Here is a 20,285-nt window from a genome sequence, read left to right as displayed (position 1 = left end):
TCGAATCCGTCGCTGCCCTCGGTTCCGGAAGGCGTGCATGTCGACGAGCTGGCGCTGGGCGTCGGCACGCTGACGATCACGGCCAGGACGACGGCACCGCGCGCGGTCTGCCCGCAGTGCGGGCAGTGGTCGGCGCGGGGGCACAGCGCGTACTGGCGAACCCTGAAGGACCTGCCCTGGCAGGACCGCTCCGTCACGTGGAGGGTGAAGGTGCGCCGCTTCCGCTGCGGCCGGTGTCCGCGCCGCATCTTCGCCGAGCCGGTCCCGGGCCTGGCCCGCGCGAAGGCCCAACGCAGTGATCGCTTGGCCGCGGCGCAGACCGACATTGGCGTTGCACTGGGCGGCGAAGCCGGCGCCCGCCTGTCGCGGCGGCTGGCCATGCCGGTCAGCGGCGACACTGTCCTGCGGCTGGTCCGCCGCCGCGGGATCGGGTCATCCCCGCCGCCGCGTGTGGTCGGGATCGACGACTGGGCGTGGCGGCGCGGCCGGCGTTACGGCACGATCGTCTGCGATCTGGAGCGCGGCCGCGTCCTCGATCTCCTGCCCGGCCGCTCCTGTGCGCCGGTGCGGGATTGGCTCGCCGCACATCCGGACATCGCCGTCGTCAGCCGGGACCGAGCCGGGCCTTACGCCGAGGCTGCGCGGCTCGGCGCGCCACAGGCAATCCAGGTTGCAGATCGTTGGCATCTTCTCGTCAACGCCTCCGACGCGCTACGCGGGGTCGTGGAGCGGCATCAGCCCGAGATCAGGGAGGCCGCCCGCCGAGTCGTGTCCCAAATCCCGGCCCCCATCGTCGCTGCGGCTGATCCCGCAGACCCACCTTCAGAAGAGAACGCCGGGCAGGGCAGCGGTCGGCGGCGACAGCGCTGCGAGGCAGCCTTGCGCCTGCACGGCGAAGGCCTCTCGATGAAGGCGATCGCGCGCACGCTCGGTGCCTCTCGCAACGGTGTGCGGCGCTGGGTGCGCGCCGGCGCCTTCGTGCCCTACCGCCGGCCTCCTGCCCCGACCCAGCTCGATCCTCATCTGCCCCTCGTCGAGGCGCGCTGGCGGGACGGTCAGCACAATGCGGCAGCCCTGCATCGCGAGCTTCGCGCCGTCGGCTTCGAGGGCGGCTACGAGATCGTCCAGTGCTGGGCGAAGCGGCGACGGTCAGACGCGGGACACGACCGGCCGGTGCGACCGCCCTCGGCCCAAATCCCCTCGACCCGCCGCATCGCGCGGTGGCTGACGTGCGATCCGGCCAAGCTCTCGCTCGATGACCGCCGTTTCGTCGAAGTGCTCTGCGGTCTCGCACCCAGGTTGCAGGCCACGGCCGAGCAGGTGCGCGGCTTCGGCATGATCCTGCGCGCGGGTGATCCCGCCGCGTTGAAGCCGTGGCTGGATGCGGCCGACGCGAGCGGGCTCGGCGGCTTGGTCGCCGGGCTGCGGCAGGACGAAGCCGCCGTGCAGGCGGCCATCGCAGAGCCGTGGAGCAACGGGCCGGTCGAGGGACAGGTCAACCGCCTCAAGCTGATCAAGCGCTCCATGTACGGCCGCGCCGGCTTCGATCTGCTTCGGCAGCGCGTCCTGCACGCCGCCTGAGGCGCCTGCTCCCCTCCAGCCAGAACATCCAACCAGTCCTCAGCACCGAACCTGCGGAAGAACCAAAGTTCAACGCTGTTTGACAACTACGGCTACTGTCTTGGGACCGCCCTCAACTCTCTTGGTCGGTTTGAAGAGAGCTTGCCAATCCTGCGCGAACAGGCCGTACGCGTCCAGCCTGACGCCATGAGCTGGTTTCAGCTCGGCGTGGCATACGGCGACCTTGGCCATTCCGCGCAGGCCATTGACGCCTATGAGAAGGCGCTCGCGCTGGATCCCGATTACGACTTGGCGATGTTTAATCTCGGCGGCACTTACTGGAACAGGGGGGAGAAGATTGAAGCCTTGGCAATTTGGACGACGGCCATCGACCGCTTCCCAGATCACGAGCTCGCCGCGAAACTTCAACGTGATATGCGTGCCTTCTTCTCACCTCAGCAAGATCAACCAAGCCTATATACTAGGAGCGTGCGGCGTACAATCGGCAACGTAGCCGCAAGTGCCACATTGTGGCAACATGCGAGAACCACCCTCTCAAATATAAATTCTATTGATAGAATATATTATTGATAACAAAGTCAATAACACCTCATTATTTGAATCTACCGGCAAAGTTTGACGAAGACGAGTAGATTTTAAGATTGATCGATAGTTCCAATTTTGAACATAATACTAAGCTCTATTCTGCAGCGTCGCCAGCTTCCGGGCGGCACCTCGCTGTGCGCGAAGGCGCTCGCCATAGCGAGCCGGCATCGCCGGTGTCTTCCACGAGCCGGCCTGCATCACCTCGAGCAGTTCGAACCCGGCCGCGAACATGTCCTGCGTCGCCCCGACTCGGGTCGAGTGCCCAGAGGGCAGACGCACCAGCTTGAGCCCAGCCGCCGTGGCCAGATCGCGAAACACCCGCGCCACCTCCCCTCCCCCGAGCGCGGCCGGCCCGACCTGCCCGCCCTTCGTCAGCGGCCGGAACAGCGGCCCACTCTCGAGGTGCGCGGCCGAGAGCCAGGCCTCGATGTGCGCCATGGTGTCGGGGGCGAGGTACTTGATCGCCCCCTCCCCTTCCTGGTCGGCTTTTGAGCGCCGCACCAGCACGGTGCCGGAGCCGTCCGCGCCCCTGTGCAGATCCCCTATATATAAAGAGACGAGTTCGGAGCGACGCAGCAGGGTGTCGTAGGCGACCGCGACCAGCGCTGCGTTGCGCAGCGCGATCAGCGGCACCTCGTGTTTCGCCTCCGTGACACGCCGGTGCAGCCGCCCGGGCGTCTTCACCTCCAACATGCGCTCGATGCTGGTGCGGTTGAGCGGCTCGGCCTGCTTCTGGCGCCGGCCCTTGGCCCGGTTCATCCGCTTCACCGCCAGCCGGACGATCTCGTCGGCGCAGGGGTTTGGCAGACCGGCCGCGCGGTGCAGCGCCGCGATCGAGGAACGGTAGCGCTCGACGGTGGCGCGCGCCTTCACGTCTCCCTGCACGTCGATGAAGGCCGCGACTGTCTCCGGCGACGCCGGCAGCATCGCCCTCCCCGCCTCGCGGCACCAGGCGGCGAAGATGCGGCTGTCGGCGGCGAGCGCCCGGATCGTGTTGTCGGCGAACGCGCCCCGTGCGGCGCGCGCGTGCTGCTCGAGCCGCTCGATGAGGAGGTCGAGGCCGGGCGGCAGCACGTCGGCGAACGGGACCGGGGCGGCGAACGTGTCGCGAGTCGGCCCATGGGCGGGATCGGCGGCGTCAAGCTCCATGGCGGGAGCCTAGCCGTTCAAATCCTAACGATCCACAAATTTCCCGCGATAGTTGGTATTATCGAAGGCAATCTGAATGGCTGAAACGGTCGTGACAGGAACGCGCGATGCTGCGAATGTGTGGCTCGCGGGGAGAATGCCGTTCTCTCCCCATATTGAATTTAGTACTGATTGCCATGGCCGAACCCATACGCCGAACGGTACAGGTTGCCGAGAATGGGAGGATGAACCTGCCCGCCGATATGCGCCGCGGACTGGGCTTGATAGGCGCAGGACGTGTGATCCTCACACAGGATGAGGATGGCATCCGGATCACGACGGTCGATCATGCCCTCAAGCGGATACGAGCCCTAGCCGCCCCATTTGCCAAAGGGCGGGCATCGATTGTCGATGAGTTCCTCGCGGAGCGTCGGGCTGCAGCGTCTCGCGAGGACGAGGAGGACTTGGACGGCGGACATGACTGATCCCGTTCTCGATGCCTCGGCGGTGCTCGCCGTCATCTTCGGCGAGCCGGGGGCCGATCGCGTGGCGGGTCACTTGCCGGGCGCGCGGATCTCGGCGGTCAACGCCACGGAGGTGATGACCAAGCTGATCGACCTCGGGATGCCGGAAGATATTGTCGATGCGATCTTCGAGGGGCTGCAACTCACGGTCCTGCCCTTCGAGATGCGTCATGCGCGCGAGACTGCGCGGCTACGGTCGTTCACACGTGGAGCCGGTCTGTCGCTCGGTGATCGCGCCTGCCTGGCCGTGGCGGGTCAGCTCGAGGCCACAGCGTTCACGACCGATCGAGCCTGGGCACAGCTAGACGGCGCCGCCGTCGGCGTCACGATCGAGCTGCTGCGGTAAGGCGATGGCTGGTGTGGCCAGCCTTCACGCGAGCCCGCTCCAGCGATGACCGCAAGCAGCCGATCCGACCGGCGGCGGCCACGCCGCTCATCTGTTCGATACGGGCTTGGTCGTTCTCACGGGAAGGTCGGCTGCACCGTCGGTCATGCATGCGCGGCTGAGCCAGAGTGCATCCGCTCCTTGACGAACGACCCATACATCGAACGTGTCGATGCTCATGCGCGACGGCACTACAGCAAAGAGCTATGATGAGCAGCCAGATGGAGGGGCAAAATCCTTACGCATTGAGTCAGCGTATCCGGCAGAGTAGTTCTTTGATTTCCACACAAGGAAGGGTTCATGCAAGCAATAAAATCTTTCTACGTATGGTCGAAAGAAACCCTGAGCAATTTTCTTATCGCACAGATTTGATGTCATGCAGATATGCAACTCGTCGAAGAACCCAACAATCAAATCTGCATCAGAGACAATGCCCCGTTGTTTCCCGCTTCCGAGCGAAACGGGAGAGGCCTCGACAACGCTCATGACGAGTTGACGCTTGCGCTTCGCGAATTCCTCGGATGAGGCCACAGGCGTTGCGGCTAGAATCTGAAGCTGCGAGCGCGCCGCATACCACGCTTGCCCGATCCGGTTTTGCGCCCCGATCAGTGGCTCGGAGGAGAAGCGTTTGACGTAGCCGATCGATTCCGCGATCCGGACATCCTGCTTCTTTTCCAGGTATTCGTAGACTGCCCATCCTCCACCCACCAATGTCCCGATGATCAGAAGGATCTTAGAGACGGCCTCGAGTGTGTCGAGCAGCGCGGTCACGGATCGATCTCCGATCATGGGCAAGTGTCCGTCAGCAGCACTGGGTCGGTAGCCGGAAAACCTGGTGTAGCAGATGTCGCCTTGAGGCAACGTAAGACCGCCTTGGAAACGGCGACGCTCGGCAGCGGTCTGGCATGATCCTCCTTTTTGGGCGCGGGGACCGACGGGATGTCTACACGGGTCGGCCCAGCTACGGCGCTGGCGTTCTGATCAGGGGTAGACAGGCACAGATCGAGATAGACGATCACGGGATCGTCCGGCTCGTCGAGAAAGGCGTCGAGTTGGTTCACGATGCACTGCACTTGAGCTTTTGGAAGGCTGAGGCCGCTGGGTGTTTGGGCGCGGGCGGACTGAGGCAGAACGCCTCCCAACATGCCACTTCCCAAAAGGGCCGCCAGGATGCCCGCGCGGAGCGGAAGCTCGACTATGCCCACGGATATCTCCATCACCAGCGTCCAACATAGACAAATCCCGCCCAGAAAGCGGGGTCAGCGTAGGGATGCGCGGTCCGGAAATACACACTGAGCCGGTAGGCGAGAAGGGCGACCGGGGACCCAGGCTCGGGCTTCAGTTCCCGCAGGAACCGGCCGAGTTCCGCTCCAGTGCGATCGACCAACCAGATTTGTGCTCGGCGCAGAGCCTCAGCCGGATGCTGCCCCTCGGCTTGAATTTCGAACAGCATGCGCGCCATCAGGAACAGTGTCGGCCCATCGCTGACCGGCCACAACGAGCTGACAACCCCCTTGGCGCCGACGCTCATCATCGCCGCGGGCAGGCCGACATATTCATTGGCCATGGTCGCGGTCTCGAGACGCCCCGTCTCGCACGCGGACAGGACAACGAGGCGAGGGGCACGGCCGAGCTGGCGGGTCACGATATCCCGGACCCGGATCCGCCGGTTCTCGGCAAGCTTGAGCGTCGAGTCCTGCGGCTCGTCCGGATCGAACCGGGCATGCCCGACGAAATGCAGAGTGTCGGCCCGGGCAAAGGCTCGGAAGAATGCCTCTTCATCGAGCGGGCCGGGCGGTGCCACACCGCCTGCGCGAACGGCGAAGGCTGTTTCCGCAGAACTGTAGGGAAGGCCCTGCTCCTGGGCCGGATCGTGCAGGGTGATGAGGGCGGGCGACGCGGTGGAGGGCTGTCGGGCCTCGAGCAGGCTGATGGCCGGAACGTAGGATACGCGCACCCGCTCGATCAGGCTGCCGCCGGTCGGAAGAGCGGCAGCGTGCAATGGGAGCAGGGCGAGTTCGCCTTGAACGCTCAAGATGACTTCTCCTGGCGCTCTCTTCCACTCTTCGTCGAGCCATCGCAGCACCGGGCCGATCAAGCTGACGCCGATCCACGCCTGGGCCTGCAGGATCCGCTGGTTCCAGGCAAGCGATCCGCCGTCGGAGGCGCTCCCGTTCGGGAATGCCGCCGCATATGGCGCGAGCCACTCGGTCTTGAGAAACGCGGCCACGGCGTCGCCATCCAAACGCGGCAGCATCAAGTGCCGCGTCTCGACGACCCGGTCGCGACGCATCGCCGCGAGAACAACCGTCCCGGCGCTGGTCACGATCGGCATCAGGAGGAGCGCGCCCTCCGGCAGCGCATCGAGGCCGGCAGCGCCGAGGCCCAACCGCGGATGATCGAGCCCGAGGCGCTGCCGCAGCCAGCGCACGCGGCCGGCATCGGCTACAGCGATAGCCTCGCCGGTGCGCCCGAGTTGCGCCAAGGCGAAGGAAGCCCGCTCGAACCACCGGTCGGAGCGGGCGGCATCGTTGAGAAGGATGTCGCGATCGAGAGCCGGGAGGAAGCCGGCGCTGCTGATCTGGGCCAGTTGGCCGTAGAGTTCCCCAGCGCGACGCCAATCCCGCTGAGCGAAGCGCAGGTTCGCAAGGTTGACCAGTGTCTCGGCATGCTCTCGCGGCACGTCTGCGAGGGTGCGGAAGGAGAGCGCGCGCTGGTAGGCCTCTTCGGCGCAGGGCATGAGGTCGGGTCGGCGCCGATCGTTGCAGAGGTTGCCGAGATTGTTCTGCAAGGTCGCCCAGAGCGTCGGATCGCGGTCGGCGCCGAGTCGCGCGAGAGCCGTGCTCAAGTCGCGGATGGCAGCGTCACGCCCCCCCAGCGTCCCCTCCGTTCCAAGTGCCCGTGCGACGTCGGCTGCAAGGGCGGCCATGCGGGCCGTCTCTCGGATATCGGGACTGGCGGAAGCTCGGGCTTTCGCCAGCAACCGCTCGATCTCGGCCGGATCCACATCGCCGCCGATCCGGCGCTGATGCAGTTTGACCTGGACGAGCACGGACAGAGCTTTGGACTGCTCACGTCGCAGGCCCGGCGCCTTGATCTGAAGCGCGTCCTCGATCAGACGGGTCGCTTCACCCAAGCGTTCCGCTTCATGGAGGCTTGAGGCTTCAAGCACGATCGCGAGGCCTGTGGCGCTGCGGATCCGAGTGACGGGATCATCGGATTGCGCTGACGCCAGGGCACGCTGCTGGAGATCGATCGCCTCCGTCAGATCGGCCTCCCGATTGCCGGATTGCTTGCGAAACAGAACGCCGCCAAGGTTGCGTTGCGCGGCCAGGACCACGGACGGGTCGAGCACAGCGTTCGCAGGATCGGCCCAAGGTCTGAGGAGCCTCTCGGCCTCGTCGAGACCGGCGGCCGTCGGCCTGTGGTCGGCGAGCAGGGCTCCCAGATTGACCTGGGCCAGGGCGGATCGGTGGCGCTGCGTCCCTTTGGCCAGCAGAGCGCCCGCTTCGCGCAGGGCTACGATGGCCTCGTCCACCCCAGCCGCGTCGAGGCTCTCGCCCTGCTGCGCCAGCAGAGTGCCGAGGTCGAGCAGGGCGCTCGCACGATCATCTCCCGACTGGCGCCCGCTGGCACTAGCGAGGAAGCGACGGAACGCGCCGATGGCCTGCGTGCGGCTGTCCGGCTGCCCCTGCGCCAAACTCTCCCGAGCGATCTCACCGAGAAGCTTCAGACCGCCGTCGCAGGGTTGTGGTCGACCGGGCGGGAGCGGACAGGATCGGACGAAGGCCTCGGTCGCCGCGGCGGTCGTGCGCAGGTCGGTCGCCGAGGACGCGGCGTAGAAGTCGAGGCGGAGCGCCTCGAGGGTCATCGATGTGCGCAGAGCGCGGTCGGCCTTCGACCGCAGATAGGCGGCTGACCGCCGCGCCCAGGTCGCGGCGCGCCGGAACGAGGATGCATCCCCACGGCCTCTCTGAGCGTACAAGACCGACAGTTCGTAGGCGGCCGCAGCGGTCACAACGGGCCTCATGCGGTGGCCAACACAATCCAAAGCTTGCTCGACATGCCATGAGTCGACGATCGGACCACGTGCGGCCGACGCGACGATCCGCCTTGCTGCCGGCGTGTCACAGGCCAGAGCGGCCTGCGCTCCCAAGATCACGAAGATCAGCGCCGGCGCGCCGATGCACCGGAAGTCAAACCTTGGATTTGCCTGTTGCCAAGTGTTCATGGGCACCGCGGCTCTAAGCTACGTCCGTAAGGACTTCAAACCATTATGGAACATTGCTGTAGCACGGTCATCAGGTCGGGACGTCTCGAACCTTGAAGAGCATGGGATCCCGGTAGGCGCGGGCACAGGCATCAGAACGGCTGTCCGCGAGGTTGAGTTGTGCCGGGTGTCCGCAGCCCTTCCCGTATCGCTGAAACGCCTCCACGGCCACGCGGCCGGTGCTGCCGGCTGATCGACACGACGGTGATCCTGGTCTCGGTCAGGAACTCGTCGAGATCCGCCCGAACATCGCCCGGATCGCGATCCAGGCGGCGGCCCAGGATCAGGTAAGTCGTCAGGCGAATGATCTGCGAGGTGCACCGGCGCTTCGCCCGCGCGATGCACGTGGACGAGGATATCAGCCTCGGGTTCCTTGCAGGTGATCGCCACGAAGGCGACCGTGTCGACGAACATCAGCGTGTCCTCATAGCGTCACCATCCGCCTCGAAGCTGGGCCAGCATTTGGGTCCGGCCTGCCAGCACTCGATCCGCGAGGGCTGCGAGCCGCTGGGCAAGGGGTTTTGAGGAGCGCTCGCGCTCCAGTTCATGTTCGAGGGCCTGGATCACGGCCTTGGCAATGCCGATTCTTCGACGCTGGGCACGCCCGCTGGCCGGTTCGTAAGCAAGAGGATTTCGAACGTCCGGGGTGGTTGCCACGGACTCTCGTTACGTAGACCTAAGGTTGCAACGCCTGGCTTGTCGACACATATGTGGCGATGCGATCCCGTCCGTTTCCTTGTTCGGGGAACCAGGTTCACATTGCCGGTATGCCGCGTGGCCAAACATGCGGACCTCCGGATGGATCGAGAGGAGGACATCGATTGATGCCAGAAGATCATTTTATAGACGGCACCAAAGTTGCCAATATCCAAGTTTCTACCAAATATCCGATCGTGTCTGCGTTTGAATTCGAGTTCCTTAAATCAGAGCGTGCGGTCTTGGAGCGCCTAGATAATTGCACGATATACATGATTGCACAGAGGCCATTGACGTATTTTGATGAAGTCATATTGAAAGACGGCTATATCTATTTCAAGATCTCAGATGCCGAGCATCAGCCGCTCGCTTGCCGGATCAATCTTGTATCGGCTGGCATTTGCACGGCTGATGAGACAGTCGATATCGAAGTAAGTTTCTTGTCCAAGACCCCGGGCACCGAGCAACCATTCCGCGACGTTGGAGCCATAAAGATTTATAAATTAGATGGCTCATTCGTTGTTTGGTGGAGTCCCCAAAAAATTCTTTATGAGATGATCGTCAACGATCTGCCTGTCGAAGTGGACGAGGATGGTGACCCGTACGCTTTTCTTGATTTCAAAATACATTATATTGGCAAAGCGTTCTCACAAAAGGTGTGGGACCGATTGACGGGCCATGACAAGATGCAACGCATTCTGACCTTGCAGGGGCCTGTTGGCGCATCACCCGAAGCGATGGCGCCATTCGAGATTTCATTGATCCTGCTGAGTGTTGTCGGGCTGACCGATGTGCCTGAACTGAATAGCCTGGGCTTGACGATTCCGGACGGCGCCGAACCCATCGTACATAAGATTGATATGCGCGACGAAGAAGCCCTTTATAGGTTTATGAATGAACCACTTGTCGCCTTGGGCGACGAAGCCATGACCAGAGAAGTCGAAGCAATGCTTATAAATCTCTTCAAACCCGCTGAAAATGATATCCAATACAAGAACTACCCAAATATCGAGGGAGGCATGCGTTCAAAAGGATACAGCTACACTGGACTGACAGTAGAACAGCTTCCAGCCTTCCTATACAGTGATCATCATGCAATTTCAGCGACGAAGCCAGAATAGATCGACAGATTTAGGTTCTTGACACGAAATGCCGCGGCGGCACGACGCCGCGGAACACTTCAAGCACCTTGGTCCCTGGATCGAACGAGTTCATGATCGAGAAACACCGAGCTCTTTCAAGCTGAAGCGCCTGTTGCACTGCCCTCCTTGCAGTTCGAGCACTGTGCCGCTCCTGGGCGCCGCAAGAGGCAGTCGCATTGTTTACATTAGCTATATCCGTTTACAAATCAGAATCGCATACGACCTAAGATATGATCTTCGGACGCGGCACGATGCAGTGGGCGGGCAATCTATGGAACTCATTAATGGAGCATCAACATTTCAGTTCACATTAGGATTTGGGGCAATATCAATTGCAATCTGGAATGAATACGTTGTCAAGAAATCCGAATTCATCCGAGCGGTCGCCGAGCTACATTCTGAGAACGAGAGCATCTCTCAGCATCAACTAGCGACAGCTGAGAATTTCTGGAAGACGGCTATGGCGGCACCTCTTACGCGCTACCTGAATGTCTTTGTCTTAGCCTCTCTTTTTGCTGTTTCGTTGATCAGCTTTGTCTGCCTAACTGTCTCTGCAATCTATCCTCAAGCGCGGGTCCCATCGTCCGCTTTCATATGTTTCAGTGTCTACTCAATCGGCATTATTCCCGGCATGATTTTGTTTCTTAGATGGCTGCAGCGGCGGATTCTCTTCGCCATCAAAAACAGTTCTACGACTAAATATTCCAAAGTATCGTTCTCAATTTTAACCGAATTGAGGCAAGAATTTCAGACCATAGAAGACGATTTGGCAGCCAGCGCTGAGGGGCGCATGAAGACTCGGCAGAGATAATCAAAGCCAGCACAGGGTCGCAACCCCGTGAGCCGATCTGTCCTCTTGCTAAAGCCTTCTTCTGCGCTCTGCCGCAAACGAGGGCCCGGTCGAGGGCTCAGTCGATGCCACGTCGGTTTCGCCGGATCGTCCCGGTGAGCGACCTCGGACCGACCCCGTCACTGAGAGTGGCTCAGAACCAGCCGAGCACCGCCTGGGACCGACGGCCGGGATGAGCGTGCGCGATACGAGAGCGTCCATCTGCTCTCAACTCGCTGAACGGCGGTTTTGTCCGGTGCTTCAAGAGCGGCTGCAATAGCCGGCGATGGGCTTGACCGCCTATCTACGACGCACCGAGACGGCCGGCCGCGTTTCGTCGAGCTTGAGCAATGCCTGGTGCCTTGCCCGCGCGGCGATCGATGAGGCGCGCCTCAAGCACCCGATGGCATCGGCGCTCCGACGAGCGCGGCGAAGAACCCCGGCGGCTGGAGCGGCATCTCGTCGAAGACCAGGTCCTCCGGATCACGCGTCAGCCGGATCTCAACGCTGCCGGATGCCTGCTCGACGAAGGTGTCGAGATGGGTCCGCTGCTGGGTCCGCAGGTCCCAGACGATATCCTGCCCCTCGGCCAGCGCCTCCTTGAACCCGATCGCGGTTCCGCTTGCGGCCATGTAGTCGCTCAGGCGCCGGAACAGCTTTGGCAGGATCGGCACCTCGTCCATGAGAACCGCGAGGGAGGCGGCCTCGAAGCCCGCCGTGGTGCGATCGTCCTGCCAGAGCCCGCGCTTTGCCGTGCGCGCGTCCACCGTGGCCGCCGTCATCGCCGTTCTGAGATCGGCGAACAGGCTCGCGTAGAACGTTGGATAGGCCAACCCCTCGTGGAGGGCCTGCAGGTTGAAGCTCCGACGCAGGAGTTCCTCGCCGAGCATCACCGAGGCCCCGTCGTCGTCGGGTGCCTCGCCGGCGAACAGGAAGGCGACCGGGCGATTGTACTTCTCCTTGTGCCGGGCCAGAATCCATCCCCGTGTCCCGTCGTCGGCCGCCACGACGGTGGCGTGGCGCGAGTCCCACTGGACGTTCCCCACTCCTGCGAAGGCGAGGATGGCCTCCGTCGCGGCAAACGCCCATCGACCCGGCTGATGCCGGGCATTGTAGTGCGTCTCCAGCGCGTCGATCCCCTCGAGCCTCAGCTGGCGCGAGGGCTTGCCGTTGCTGCTGCCGCCGGGCAGCGCGCGCACCAGCGCATCGTCGTCGGGCACGAACCGGATGGAGTCGCCATCCGGCGACAGACCAACGACGCAGAACGTGCCTTTGATCAGGGTGAAGGGCATGTGTGTCTCCGCCACTCTGAGTCGGGACAGGTTGCCGCCTTGCCGAGTATCGCACGCTCGCTCTGCGATTGTGAAGTCTTTCCAGCGATGAACGGTCGTGCCACTCTCCGAAGAAGCTTAGGAGCAAGACCCTTGTCCGAGTTCCTGACGATATCGCGCCTGGTGACGGGGGTGGACGACCTGGATGCGGCATTGGCCGAGACCTACCGCGCGCTGATGAGGGGCACGGCGGCGGCGGCCCGCGAGCTCGCAGCGCTGCAGTCCCTGGCAGCCGTGGCCGTGACCGCAGAAGAGCCCGAAGTCGCGCTGAAGGCGGCGCTCGCGGGCGATTGCGCCGCCGCGGCGGCGGCACGGCGGCTCGCCTATCTCTGGTATGCGGGACGTCTCCCTCCGGAAGGAAAGGACGAGGCCCCGTTTCCGACGGAAGCGGCATATTTCGGCGGCCTGCTGTGGCGGGTCGTCGGCGCCCACCCGCCGGGCCTGTCGGGCGGCTATACCGGCCACTGGCGGTATGCGCCGGATGCCTGAGGCCGACGTGCACTTTTCGGTGGCGATCGTCGGCGCCGGGGTGGCGGGGGCGCTGCTGGCCCATGAACTCGCGCGCGCCGGACACCGGGTGCTCCTCGTGGAGGCTGGTCCTGCGGGCCGCGCCCGCGTCGACCTCGTCGGCGACTACGCCCTTGCGGCCGTCAAGACGCCACGCTCGTCCTATCGCGACAACCAGCCGCCGTCCCCGGTGAAGAGCCCGGACAGCGAGGACGATTACGCGCAAACCGGCCCTTCCAAGTTCAAGAGCACCTATCTGCGGCGGGTCGGAGGATCGACCTGGCACATGCTGGGAAACATGCCGCGGCTGGTCCCGGCGGATCTCCGGCTGCACAGCCGGTACGGGGTCGGTGTCGACTGGCCGCTCGGCTACGACGATCTCGAACCGTGGTACGGCGAGGCCGAGCACGCGCTTGGTGTCGCCGGCGACCACCGCGCGCTCGACGGCCTGCACGGCGCCCGCCGCAGCCGGCCCTTTCCGATGACCCGGATCTGGCCCTCCTACGGCGACCTCGTGGTCGAGCGCGCCGTGGTCGGGCTGCAGGTGCACGGCATCCCGGTCGAACTCATCTCGACGCCGCAGGCGCGCAACTCGCGGCCCTACGACGGGCGCCCGGCCTGCGCCGGCAATTCCTCCTGCGTCCCGATCTGCCCCATCGGCGCGAAGTACGACGGGTCGGTCCATGTGCGGAAGGCGGTCGCCGCGGGCGCCGTCCTGTGGGACCGGGCCGTGGTCACCCGCATCGACCTCGACCGGACGACGGGGCGCGTGCGGGCCCTGCGCTATACCCGATGGGACGAGGCCGGCGCGAGGCGGAAGGGATCGGTCGCCGCCGACCTCTACGTCGTCGCCGCGCATGCCGTCGAGACGCCGCGGCTGCTGCTCGCCTCGCGGGATCCGGACGCCGCGCCGGCCGGCGTCGCCAACGGCAGCGACCAGGTCGGTCGCAACCTGATGGACCACCTCCAGGGCCAGGGCGCGACCATCGTCGCCGAACCGCTCCACCCGTTCCGCGGGCCGCCCACCACGGTCGGCATCGATTGTTTCCGGGACGGCGCCTTCCGGGCCCGCCATGCCGCGTTCCGCCTGTCGATCGGGAACGACGGCATGGGCCGGAGCGAGACGCCCTACGCCGCCCTCGGCAGGCTCGTCGATGCCGGCCTGATCGGGACCGACCTGCGCACTGCCCTGCGCGACAGGCTCTCCCGACAGTTCCGGATCAGTTACTCGACGGAGATGCTGCCCCGGCCGGGCAATCGCGTCACCCTCGCCGACGGTCCTGCCGATGAGTTCGACGTGCCCCGCGCGGAGCTCGCCATGACGCTCGACGACTACAACAGGCAGGCCTTCGCGAAGGCCCTGGCGGTGGTGTCGGCGGTGTTCGACCGGCTCGGGGCCCCGGACGGCGAGCGCAAGATGCAGAAAGAGGAGACCTATTCGGGCGCCGGCCACATCATGGGCACGACGCGCATGGGACAGGATCCATCCAACTCCGTGGTCGACCGCGACTGCAGAGCCCATGACCACGACAACCTCTTCATCGTGGGCGCGGGCGCCTTCCCGACCGGGGGGACCGCCAACCCGACGCTGACGGTCGCGGCCTTGGCGCTACGCGCGGCTCGGACCGTGTCGACCCTTCTCCGCACGGGGCCCTGACATGTCCGCTGATCCAGCCGCGCTTGCGAGCCGCTCCCGCCTGCTCAGTCTGCTCACCGAGGCCTGCGAACTCGAGCACGGACTCGCCTGCTCCTACCTCTACGCCGCATTCTCGCTGAAGCAGGACCTCAGCGAAGGTGGTCTGGATTGGCGGCAGCTTCAGGCTGTGCGGTTGTGGGCCTCCGAGATCTACATGGTCGCCGCCGAAGAGATGCTCCACCTCGCGCAGGTCTGGAACATTCTCGCAGCCGTCGGCGGTTCACCGCATTACGGGCGTCCGAACTTTCCGCAGCGGCGCACCTATTATGGGTTCGATCAGCCGCTGGCCCTCGAAGGATTCGGCTCTCGCGCCCTCGACCGCTTCATCTCGTACGAGACGCCGCTCGATCTGCTGGCCGAGCGGACCGCCGCGCCGGCACGGACGAACGACGACGAGCCGGCGCGGTTTCGCTCCGTGGGCGAGCTCTACGGCCTGATCGCCGAACAGATCCGGGTGCTGCCGGAGGAGAGCCTCTTCTTCTCAGGCAGCCAGGGGGAGATGACGCCGGAGATCGCCCATTTCCCCGATCTACTGCCGGTCCGGGACGCGCGATCGGCGCTCGCCGCGATCGCGCTCATCACCGAGCAGGGCGAGGGGACGGCCTGCGATCGCGGCGACTCGCACTACGCCACCTTTCTGCGGACCCGGGCCGCCTTCGAGGCCCAACGCGCCGCCGACCCGGCATTCCGCCCCACTCGCCCGGTCCTCGACAACCCCGTGCCGCGCATCCGCGGCGATTGGGCGGGGGGTGGGCCGGTCAACGTGCTCATCGATCCGTTGGCGCGGGAGGTCGGCGACCTGTTCGACGACGTCTATGTCCTGATGCTGCGCCTGCTACAGCACGCCTTCACCAGCGGTCCGTCGGGACCAATGGCCGGCCTGTTCTGCGGCGTGGCGATCGACGCGATGACGACCGTGCTAAAGCCCCTCGGCGAGACGCTCGCCCTCCTCCCCTCGGGTCGCGGCGACGACACTCGCGCAGGCGCCGCCTTCGGACTGACCCGCCACACCACCCTGCCGCCCGCGCCGGCCATCGCCCTGCGCGTCGCGGCCGAACGCGCGGCCGACCTCACGCGCCTGGCGTCCCGGCTCGCCGGGCGTGATACGGCGCCAGAGCGGCTGGGCTTGGCCGTGGACAATCTGAAACGGATCGCCTCCGCGTTGGGCCCTATGGACCGATCGCTTCATCCCACCTGACTTGGCGAACAATTTGCGACACGGACACAATTGACGTCCCCCTGACCCTTGAGGGTCCCCCGGATCTTGGTCCGGCCGAAAGGTGAGCCTCCGGGTCTCATTCGGCGGCCTGCAGGGCCGCCGCCAGGGCGAATTCCTGGGGCGTTCGCCACCCCAGGGCGGTGTGAGGACGGCTCTCGTTGTACAACCCCTCAGCACAAGACCCATAGTACCGACGCTGGCGACGACGGTGTCGTCGTCTACGGGTGGCATCCATGGGCCGGGCGTGCGGTTCGCCTTCACGAGGTGATCGGGCGCGCAGCAGGTACGGCCGCGCGCTGCACACTCGTGGACGCGCCAGCCGCACGCCTACAGGAGATCCCGGTCTGGATGCTCGATCCCGTCGCGTGCGGGGCAATGCGGGCGGCGGCGCAGCCGGTCGTGGCCTTGTCCGCGCTGATGAGCTTGCGCGTCCTGCTCGCCGCGGCGGGCAGAGGCCCTGTCCCGCGCCGAGCAACGCTAGCATCGCCCGAGTCCTCGGGAGATTGCCATGCCACAGCCTCCGCGCCGACCGCGCCGGTCGGACCCGCAGCTCGACCTCGGCCTGACGCAAGGGCCGTCGACTCTGACACCGCCAGCCTGGAGCAGCCTGCCGACGGCGACGCAGCAGACCCTCACCCGCCTGCTGGCCCGACTGCTCGTCGCCCATACCAACAGATCCTCGCAGCAGGACGTCCGAGCCGGAGGCGCCGATGAGCGCTGAGAAGATCGGCCCGCAGCACCGAGCCCGCAAAGCCGTGCTCTACGTCCGCCAGTCCTCGGCCCATCAGGTCCAGCACAACCGCGAGAGCCAGGCCCTGCAATACGCCATGCGCGAGCGCCTCGTCGGGCTCGGCTTTGCCGAGGTCGAGATCATCGACGAGGATCTCGGCTGCTCGGCCGCCGGCGGCACGCTGCGCGCCGGCTTCGAACGTATGGTCGCCGAGGTCTGCCTGGGCAAGGTCGGCGCGGTCGCCGCCCGCGAGGTCTCCCGCTTCGCCCGCAACAGCCGGGACTGGCAGCAGCTCGTGGAGATGTGCCGCGTCATCAATACCCTGCTCGTCGACCAGGAGGCGATCTACGCGCCGCGCCTGGGCAACGACCGCCTGCTCCTCGGGCTCAAGGGCAGCCTCAACGAGTACGAGCTCGACCTCCTGCGCCAGCGCTCGCTGTCCGCGCGCTACGAGAAGGCGCGCCGCGGCGAGCTCGTGGTCGCGGCACCTGTCGGCTTCCTCAAGGCCGGCGACCGGCTCGAGATGGATCCCGATCGGCGTGTGCAGGCCGCGATCCGGTTGGCCATCGACAAGGTGGCCGAGTTGGGCAGCGTGCGCCAGGCCCTGCTCTGGTTCCTGGAGCACGGGCTCGATCTGCCGACCCGCGTCAACGCCGGCCCGGTGGTCTGGCGCCGCCCCCGTTACTCGACGCTGCGCGAGTTCATCGCCAATCCTGCCTATGGCGGCGCCTACGCCTACGGCCGCAGCCGCGTCACGGCCAGCTACGACGCGGCCGGCGCCAAGGCGCGGGCCCGGCGCACGCCGCGCTCGGAGTGGCTGGCGTTGAAGCCCGGCGCGCATGAGGGTTACGTCACGTGGGAGCGGGCGGAGGCGATCCGGGCGATGGTGAGCGAGAACGTCCCGACGAGTTCCCGTGGTGCGCCCAAGCTCGGCTCGGCCCTGCTCTCCGGTCTGCTGCGCTGCCGGCGCTGCGGACGCAAGCTGAGCGTCCAGTACACCGGGGCTAAGGGGCAGTGGACTTGCTCCGGTTTAGATACTGCTGGCGAATTCCTACGCGCCCGCGGGCTGAGCCATGAGGCGAGCGAATGCAGAGCGTCGGGTTCGGCCAGCGGGCGTGTCGCCGATCCAGGCGGCAAGGCGGCCGAGATTGATCGCCGTCGCCGTCAGCAGGTGCTGCAGATGCGTCCTGGCTAGACCGAGATAGCGACTGCGACGCAGGCCCATCGTCCGTACGCCGCGTGAGAGCGTGCCTTCGATGCCAGCGCGCCGTCGCCGGTCAACTGCGAAGGCCGACGAGGTCTCTCGTGCCCGCGCCGCGACGAGCGCATTGTGTTCCTCACGCGAGCGCGGGGTCAGTAGACGGCGCTGCGAGCGGGGTGCAGCGAGGCTTCAGGCTGCAGGCTCGGCAGTGCTGTGCAGCGAACCGAATCCGTATGACCGTGCGACCGAGGTTGTAATTGGGATGCCAACTCCGGCTGTCATGTCCCGCCGGGCAGGTCGCGATCTTCCGATCCCAGTCGAGGTGGAAGGCTTCGATGGTGAAGGCGCCCTCGGTACGCGCTTGCCACTGGTTGTCCTTCGACACCGGTCCGGTCAGGACGACGTCGTGATCACGCGCGGCGGCCACGAGACCGTCGGCGTCGATATAGGCGGCGTCGACGAGATGGCGGGCCGGCAGCAAGTCCTTCGTCGCCAGCGCCGCGTGCAACGGGTCGAGCACCGCCCGATCCACGATCGGGGCCGGTGTCGTCGCGACGTGGACGATCAGCGGCGGCTGGGCGTCGTCGCAGGTCTCGGTCAGGTGGACCTTGTAGCCGATCCATGTGGTCGCGCGCTTCTTGGCGTAGTGCACGTCCGGATCGTAGGGCGATGCGACCATCACCAGGGCCGCTGGGATGCCCTCGGCCTCCGTCCGCCAGCGGATCCGCCCGTCTCCCTCCGAGCCTCCGGTCGGTGGTTCGGTGACGTGGAAGTTCTGCAGCCAGACGCGGCGAAGGACCACCATGGCGGGGACGTTGCGCAGCCAGCCCGGTGCAGCCTTGGCGTCGACGGCTGCAAGCAGCCGGTGCCCGTCGTCACCGATCGCCTCCGCGCAGGCGCGGCGCGCCGTCTCGCCCTGCGGGATATGGAAGTCGTCGATGGAACGGCCGTAGCGCTCGATCCAGTTCGGATCCGTATGAGCCCGTAGCCAGTCCGGCGCGACAACAGCCAGGGCGTTCAGGGCGGCCCGCAAGGTCTCGATGGCGCAGCCGAGGCGGTTGAGGCTGCGGACCGCACCGAGGACATGGGTTGCGTCGGTGCGCTGGCGGCCACGCTTGGCCAAGAGGCCGCGCTCGCGGCAGAGGGTGAGCAGGGTGTCGAACAGCAGGGCCTCGGCTTCGCCGGCCACGAGGCGGGAGCGGAACTCACTCAGGACCGAGGCGTCGAAACCGGGATCGGTCAGGTCGAGGCCGAGCAGGTACTTCCAGTCGATGCGAGCCCGTACGGCATCGGCCGCACAGCGGTCAGACAGGTTCTCAGAGAACTGCAGCAGCGTGATCAGCGCCAGCCGCCAGGGGCAGGCCGCGGGCTGTCCGACGCGTGCGAACAAGCCAGCGAACGGGATATCCGTGTAGATCGGACCGAGAGCATCCCTCAGCCTGAGATAGGCATGACCGTGTGGGAATGCGGCACGGGCGACGGCCGCGGTCTCGTGCGGGACGCCGCAATCGGGTGTGGGATGGAGAGACATCTCGATATCCCGGACAAGGCGCGCTCTGCGCCATGATCCGGAAACGCCCATCATCTCAAACCGATTCACCCAATTCGCCAGCAGTATCTTTTGCGAAGCAAGTCCAACGCTCGGCTGCCCGGTTCTGCGGGTCCGCCTCAGCGGAGGCGCGCGGGACCGGCAATTATTCAGCGGCGCCTCTGCCCATCATTCATCCAGCATCGACACATTCCCGCGCACAACGAAAAAGGCCCGGCCGAAGCCGAGCCTTGAGGTTCCTGAAGCACGGGGACCGGTGCCGAGGCCGAGGCCCCGGCGCCGGTGGAGTGGCTTAGAAGTCGCGCTGGACGCGGAAGCGGAAGGTGGAGACGCTGTCCGCCGTCGTGGTCCGCGGCACGAAGGTGCCGTTGTTGATGCCGGCGACGTTCGCGTAGGCCGTCGGGCTCTTGTCGCGGTCGATCACGCGGCTGTTCTTGACGCCGATCTGGGTGTAGAAGCCCTCGACACCGATATCGAGGTCCTTGACCGGCGACCAGATGATGCTGCCGCCCGCCACGAACTGGTAGGTGTCGCGCAGCGCCTCGCTCAGCTGGAAGAACCGGGTGCCCGGCACGCCGACGCCGTTCACGCCGAACGAGTTGCCACCGGTGTTGTTCGCCAGCGCGAAGGCCGCGCCCTGGGCCAGACGAGCGCCGCTGCCGTAGCTCATCTCACCGTACGACCCGAAGAAGGCCGAGCGCCACTCCGGCGACCAGTAGTGGAGGTACGAGGCCGTCGCGGTGAAGCTCGTCGACTGCTCAAGTCGGCCCGAGAATGGGTTGATCGTCGCGTCGTTCATGTACTGCGCGAACTTCTGGCCCTGGATGGTGGCCGGGTTCTGCGAGTAGCAGCCGCTGAAGGCGCAGTAGCCGGTGTACATCTGGGCACCGGAGCCGTAGGCGCCCTGCAGGT

16 protein-coding genes and 3 pseudogenes are annotated in these 20,285 nt (G+C 65.6%); 11 read left to right on the top strand and 8 right to left on the bottom strand.

What is annotated here, in order from left to right; translation table 11 throughout:
* Positions 1–12 precede the first annotated feature (12 nt).
* Positions 13–1,581, top strand: a complete 1,569-nt coding sequence (locus MCBMB27_RS27860) for an ISL3 family transposase (protein ID WP_083683988.1) — start codon at positions 13–15, stop codon at positions 1,579–1,581.
* A 141-nt stretch (positions 1,582–1,722) separates the two neighbouring features.
* Positions 1,723–2,151, top strand: a complete 429-nt coding sequence (locus MCBMB27_RS27855; protein ID WP_236953034.1) for a tetratricopeptide repeat protein — start codon at positions 1,723–1,725, stop codon at positions 2,149–2,151.
* Positions 2,152–2,253: 102 nt separating this feature from the next.
* Here the strand turns inward: MCBMB27_RS27855 and MCBMB27_RS27850 are convergent, their stop codons facing one another.
* Positions 2,254–3,315: a site-specific integrase gene (locus tag MCBMB27_RS27850; RefSeq protein ID WP_075382155.1), complete on the bottom strand. Its 1,062-nt coding sequence runs from the start codon at positions 3,313–3,315 to the stop codon at positions 2,254–2,256.
* Positions 3,316–3,539: 224 nt separating this feature from the next.
* Between MCBMB27_RS27850 and MCBMB27_RS27845 the strand changes: the two genes are divergently transcribed.
* Complete coding sequence (locus tag MCBMB27_RS27845) at positions 3,540–3,779, top strand: AbrB/MazE/SpoVT family DNA-binding domain-containing protein (RefSeq protein ID WP_236953033.1); 240 nt, start codon at positions 3,540–3,542, stop codon at positions 3,777–3,779.
* Entirely contained in the window at positions 3,772–4,164 is a 393-nt protein-coding gene (locus MCBMB27_RS27840; RefSeq protein ID WP_075382153.1) for a type II toxin-antitoxin system VapC family toxin, read from the top strand. The genes MCBMB27_RS27845 and MCBMB27_RS27840 overlap by 8 nt, the downstream gene beginning before the upstream one ends.
* Positions 4,165–4,407: 243 nt before the next feature.
* Here the strand turns inward: MCBMB27_RS27840 and MCBMB27_RS29920 are convergent, their stop codons facing one another.
* From MCBMB27_RS29920 to MCBMB27_RS27835, 3 genes are read right to left on the bottom strand one after another with little or no spacing between them, the layout of a single operon-like run.
* On the bottom strand, positions 4,408–4,974 hold the full coding sequence (locus MCBMB27_RS29920) for a hypothetical protein (RefSeq protein WP_139231674.1): 567 nt from the start codon (positions 4,972–4,974) through the stop codon (positions 4,408–4,410).
* A gap of 14 nt (positions 4,975–4,988) precedes the next feature.
* Positions 4,989–5,408, bottom strand: coding sequence for a hypothetical protein (locus MCBMB27_RS29915; RefSeq protein ID WP_139231675.1), 420 nt, complete (start codon positions 5,406–5,408; stop codon positions 4,989–4,991).
* A gap of 11 nt (positions 5,409–5,419) precedes the next feature.
* Positions 5,420–8,434 carry a CHAT domain-containing protein gene (locus tag MCBMB27_RS27835; protein WP_083683943.1) on the bottom strand — a complete coding sequence of 1,005 codons (3,015 nt, stop codon included), beginning with the start codon at positions 8,432–8,434 and terminating at the stop codon, positions 5,420–5,422.
* A gap of 354 nt (positions 8,435–8,788) precedes the next feature.
* Here MCBMB27_RS27835 and MCBMB27_RS30080 point away from each other — a divergent pair, with 354 nt between their 5' ends.
* Entirely contained in the window at positions 8,789–8,998 is a 210-nt protein-coding gene (locus tag MCBMB27_RS30080; RefSeq protein WP_162494521.1) for a hypothetical protein, read from the top strand.
* On the opposite strand, the gene MCBMB27_RS27825 is transcribed toward MCBMB27_RS30080, so the two are convergent.
* Positions 8,906–9,130, bottom strand: coding sequence for a type II toxin-antitoxin system VapB family antitoxin (locus MCBMB27_RS27825; protein WP_075382151.1), 225 nt, complete (start codon positions 9,128–9,130; stop codon positions 8,906–8,908). The genes MCBMB27_RS30080 and MCBMB27_RS27825 overlap by 93 nt on opposite strands.
* Positions 9,131–9,297: 167 nt before the next feature.
* Here MCBMB27_RS27825 and MCBMB27_RS27820 point away from each other — a divergent pair, with 167 nt between their 5' ends.
* The gene (locus MCBMB27_RS27820; protein WP_075382150.1) at positions 9,298–10,290 is read left to right on the top strand and encodes a hypothetical protein; all 993 of its coding nucleotides are present in this window, start codon (positions 9,298–9,300) and stop codon (positions 10,288–10,290) included.
* A gap of 1,242 nt (positions 10,291–11,532) precedes the next feature.
* Here the strand turns inward: MCBMB27_RS27820 and MCBMB27_RS29320 are convergent.
* Complete coding sequence (locus tag MCBMB27_RS29320; protein WP_075382149.1) at positions 11,533–12,432, bottom strand: thermonuclease family protein; 900 nt, start codon at positions 12,430–12,432, stop codon at positions 11,533–11,535.
* Positions 12,433–12,564: 132 nt separating this feature from the next.
* Between MCBMB27_RS29320 and MCBMB27_RS29910 the strand changes: the two genes are divergently transcribed.
* From MCBMB27_RS29910 to MCBMB27_RS27790, 5 genes and pseudogenes are all read left to right on the top strand, one after another.
* On the top strand, positions 12,565–12,960 hold the full coding sequence (locus tag MCBMB27_RS29910; RefSeq protein ID WP_075382148.1) for a sugar dehydrogenase complex small subunit: 396 nt from the start codon (positions 12,565–12,567) through the stop codon (positions 12,958–12,960).
* Complete coding sequence (locus MCBMB27_RS27805; RefSeq protein WP_083683940.1) at positions 12,953–14,635, top strand: GMC family oxidoreductase; 1,683 nt, start codon at positions 12,953–12,955, stop codon at positions 14,633–14,635. Before MCBMB27_RS29910 ends, MCBMB27_RS27805 begins: the two co-directional genes overlap by 8 nt.
* 1 nt (position 14,636) lies before the next feature.
* Positions 14,637–15,872 carry a ferritin-like domain-containing protein gene (locus tag MCBMB27_RS27800; protein ID WP_075382146.1) on the top strand — a complete coding sequence of 412 codons (1,236 nt, stop codon included), beginning with the start codon at positions 14,637–14,639 and terminating at the stop codon, positions 15,870–15,872.
* Positions 15,873–16,401: 529 nt separating this feature from the next.
* Entirely contained in the window at positions 16,402–16,614 is a 213-nt protein-coding gene (locus tag MCBMB27_RS29905; protein WP_139231676.1) for a hypothetical protein, read from the top strand.
* Positions 16,604–17,629: pseudogene (locus MCBMB27_RS27790) on the top strand (recombinase family protein); the annotation flags it as partial. The gene MCBMB27_RS29905 and the pseudogene MCBMB27_RS27790, both read left to right, overlap by 11 nt.
* Positions 17,630–17,674: 45 nt before the next feature.
* Here MCBMB27_RS27790 and MCBMB27_RS27785 read toward each other — a convergent pair.
* Positions 17,675–19,355, bottom strand: a pseudogene (locus tag MCBMB27_RS27785) (IS1182 family transposase).
* A 310-nt stretch (positions 19,356–19,665) separates the two neighbouring features.
* A pseudogene (locus tag MCBMB27_RS30070) lies at positions 19,666–20,283 on the bottom strand (porin); the annotation flags it as partial.
* Between the last annotated feature and the right edge of the window lie 2 nt (positions 20,284–20,285).

Source organism: Methylobacterium phyllosphaerae (assembly GCF_001936175.1).
Taxonomy (GTDB): Bacteria; Pseudomonadota; Alphaproteobacteria; order Rhizobiales; family Beijerinckiaceae; genus Methylobacterium; species Methylobacterium fujisawaense.
The sequence above is the reverse complement of the archived record's forward strand: the minus strand, read 5'-3'. Positions and strand labels throughout refer to the sequence as shown.

Excerpts from the sequence above, each read along its gene's own strand:
- MCBMB27_RS27850 (WP_075382155.1), bottom strand. The coding sequence starts at position 3,315 with ATGGAGCTTGACGCCGCCGATCCCGCCCATGGGCCGACTCGCGACACG.
- MCBMB27_RS27845 (WP_236953033.1), top strand. The coding sequence starts at position 3,540 with ATGAACCTGCCCGCCGATATGCGCCGCGGACTGGGCTTGATAGGCGCA.
- MCBMB27_RS27840 (WP_075382153.1), top strand. The coding sequence starts at position 3,772 with ATGACTGATCCCGTTCTCGATGCCTCGGCGGTGCTCGCCGTCATCTTC.
- MCBMB27_RS27835 (WP_083683943.1), bottom strand. The coding sequence starts at position 8,434 with ATGAACACTTGGCAACAGGCAAATCCAAGGTTTGACTTCCGGTGCATC.
- MCBMB27_RS27820 (WP_075382150.1), top strand. The coding sequence starts at position 9,298 with ATGCCAGAAGATCATTTTATAGACGGCACCAAAGTTGCCAATATCCAA.
- MCBMB27_RS29320 (WP_075382149.1), bottom strand. The coding sequence starts at position 12,432 with ATGCCCTTCACCCTGATCAAAGGCACGTTCTGCGTCGTTGGTCTGTCG.
- MCBMB27_RS27805 (WP_083683940.1), top strand. The coding sequence starts at position 12,953 with ATGCCTGAGGCCGACGTGCACTTTTCGGTGGCGATCGTCGGCGCCGGG.
- MCBMB27_RS27800 (WP_075382146.1), top strand. The coding sequence starts at position 14,637 with ATGTCCGCTGATCCAGCCGCGCTTGCGAGCCGCTCCCGCCTGCTCAGT.
- MCBMB27_RS29905 (WP_139231676.1), top strand. The coding sequence starts at position 16,402 with ATGCCACAGCCTCCGCGCCGACCGCGCCGGTCGGACCCGCAGCTCGAC.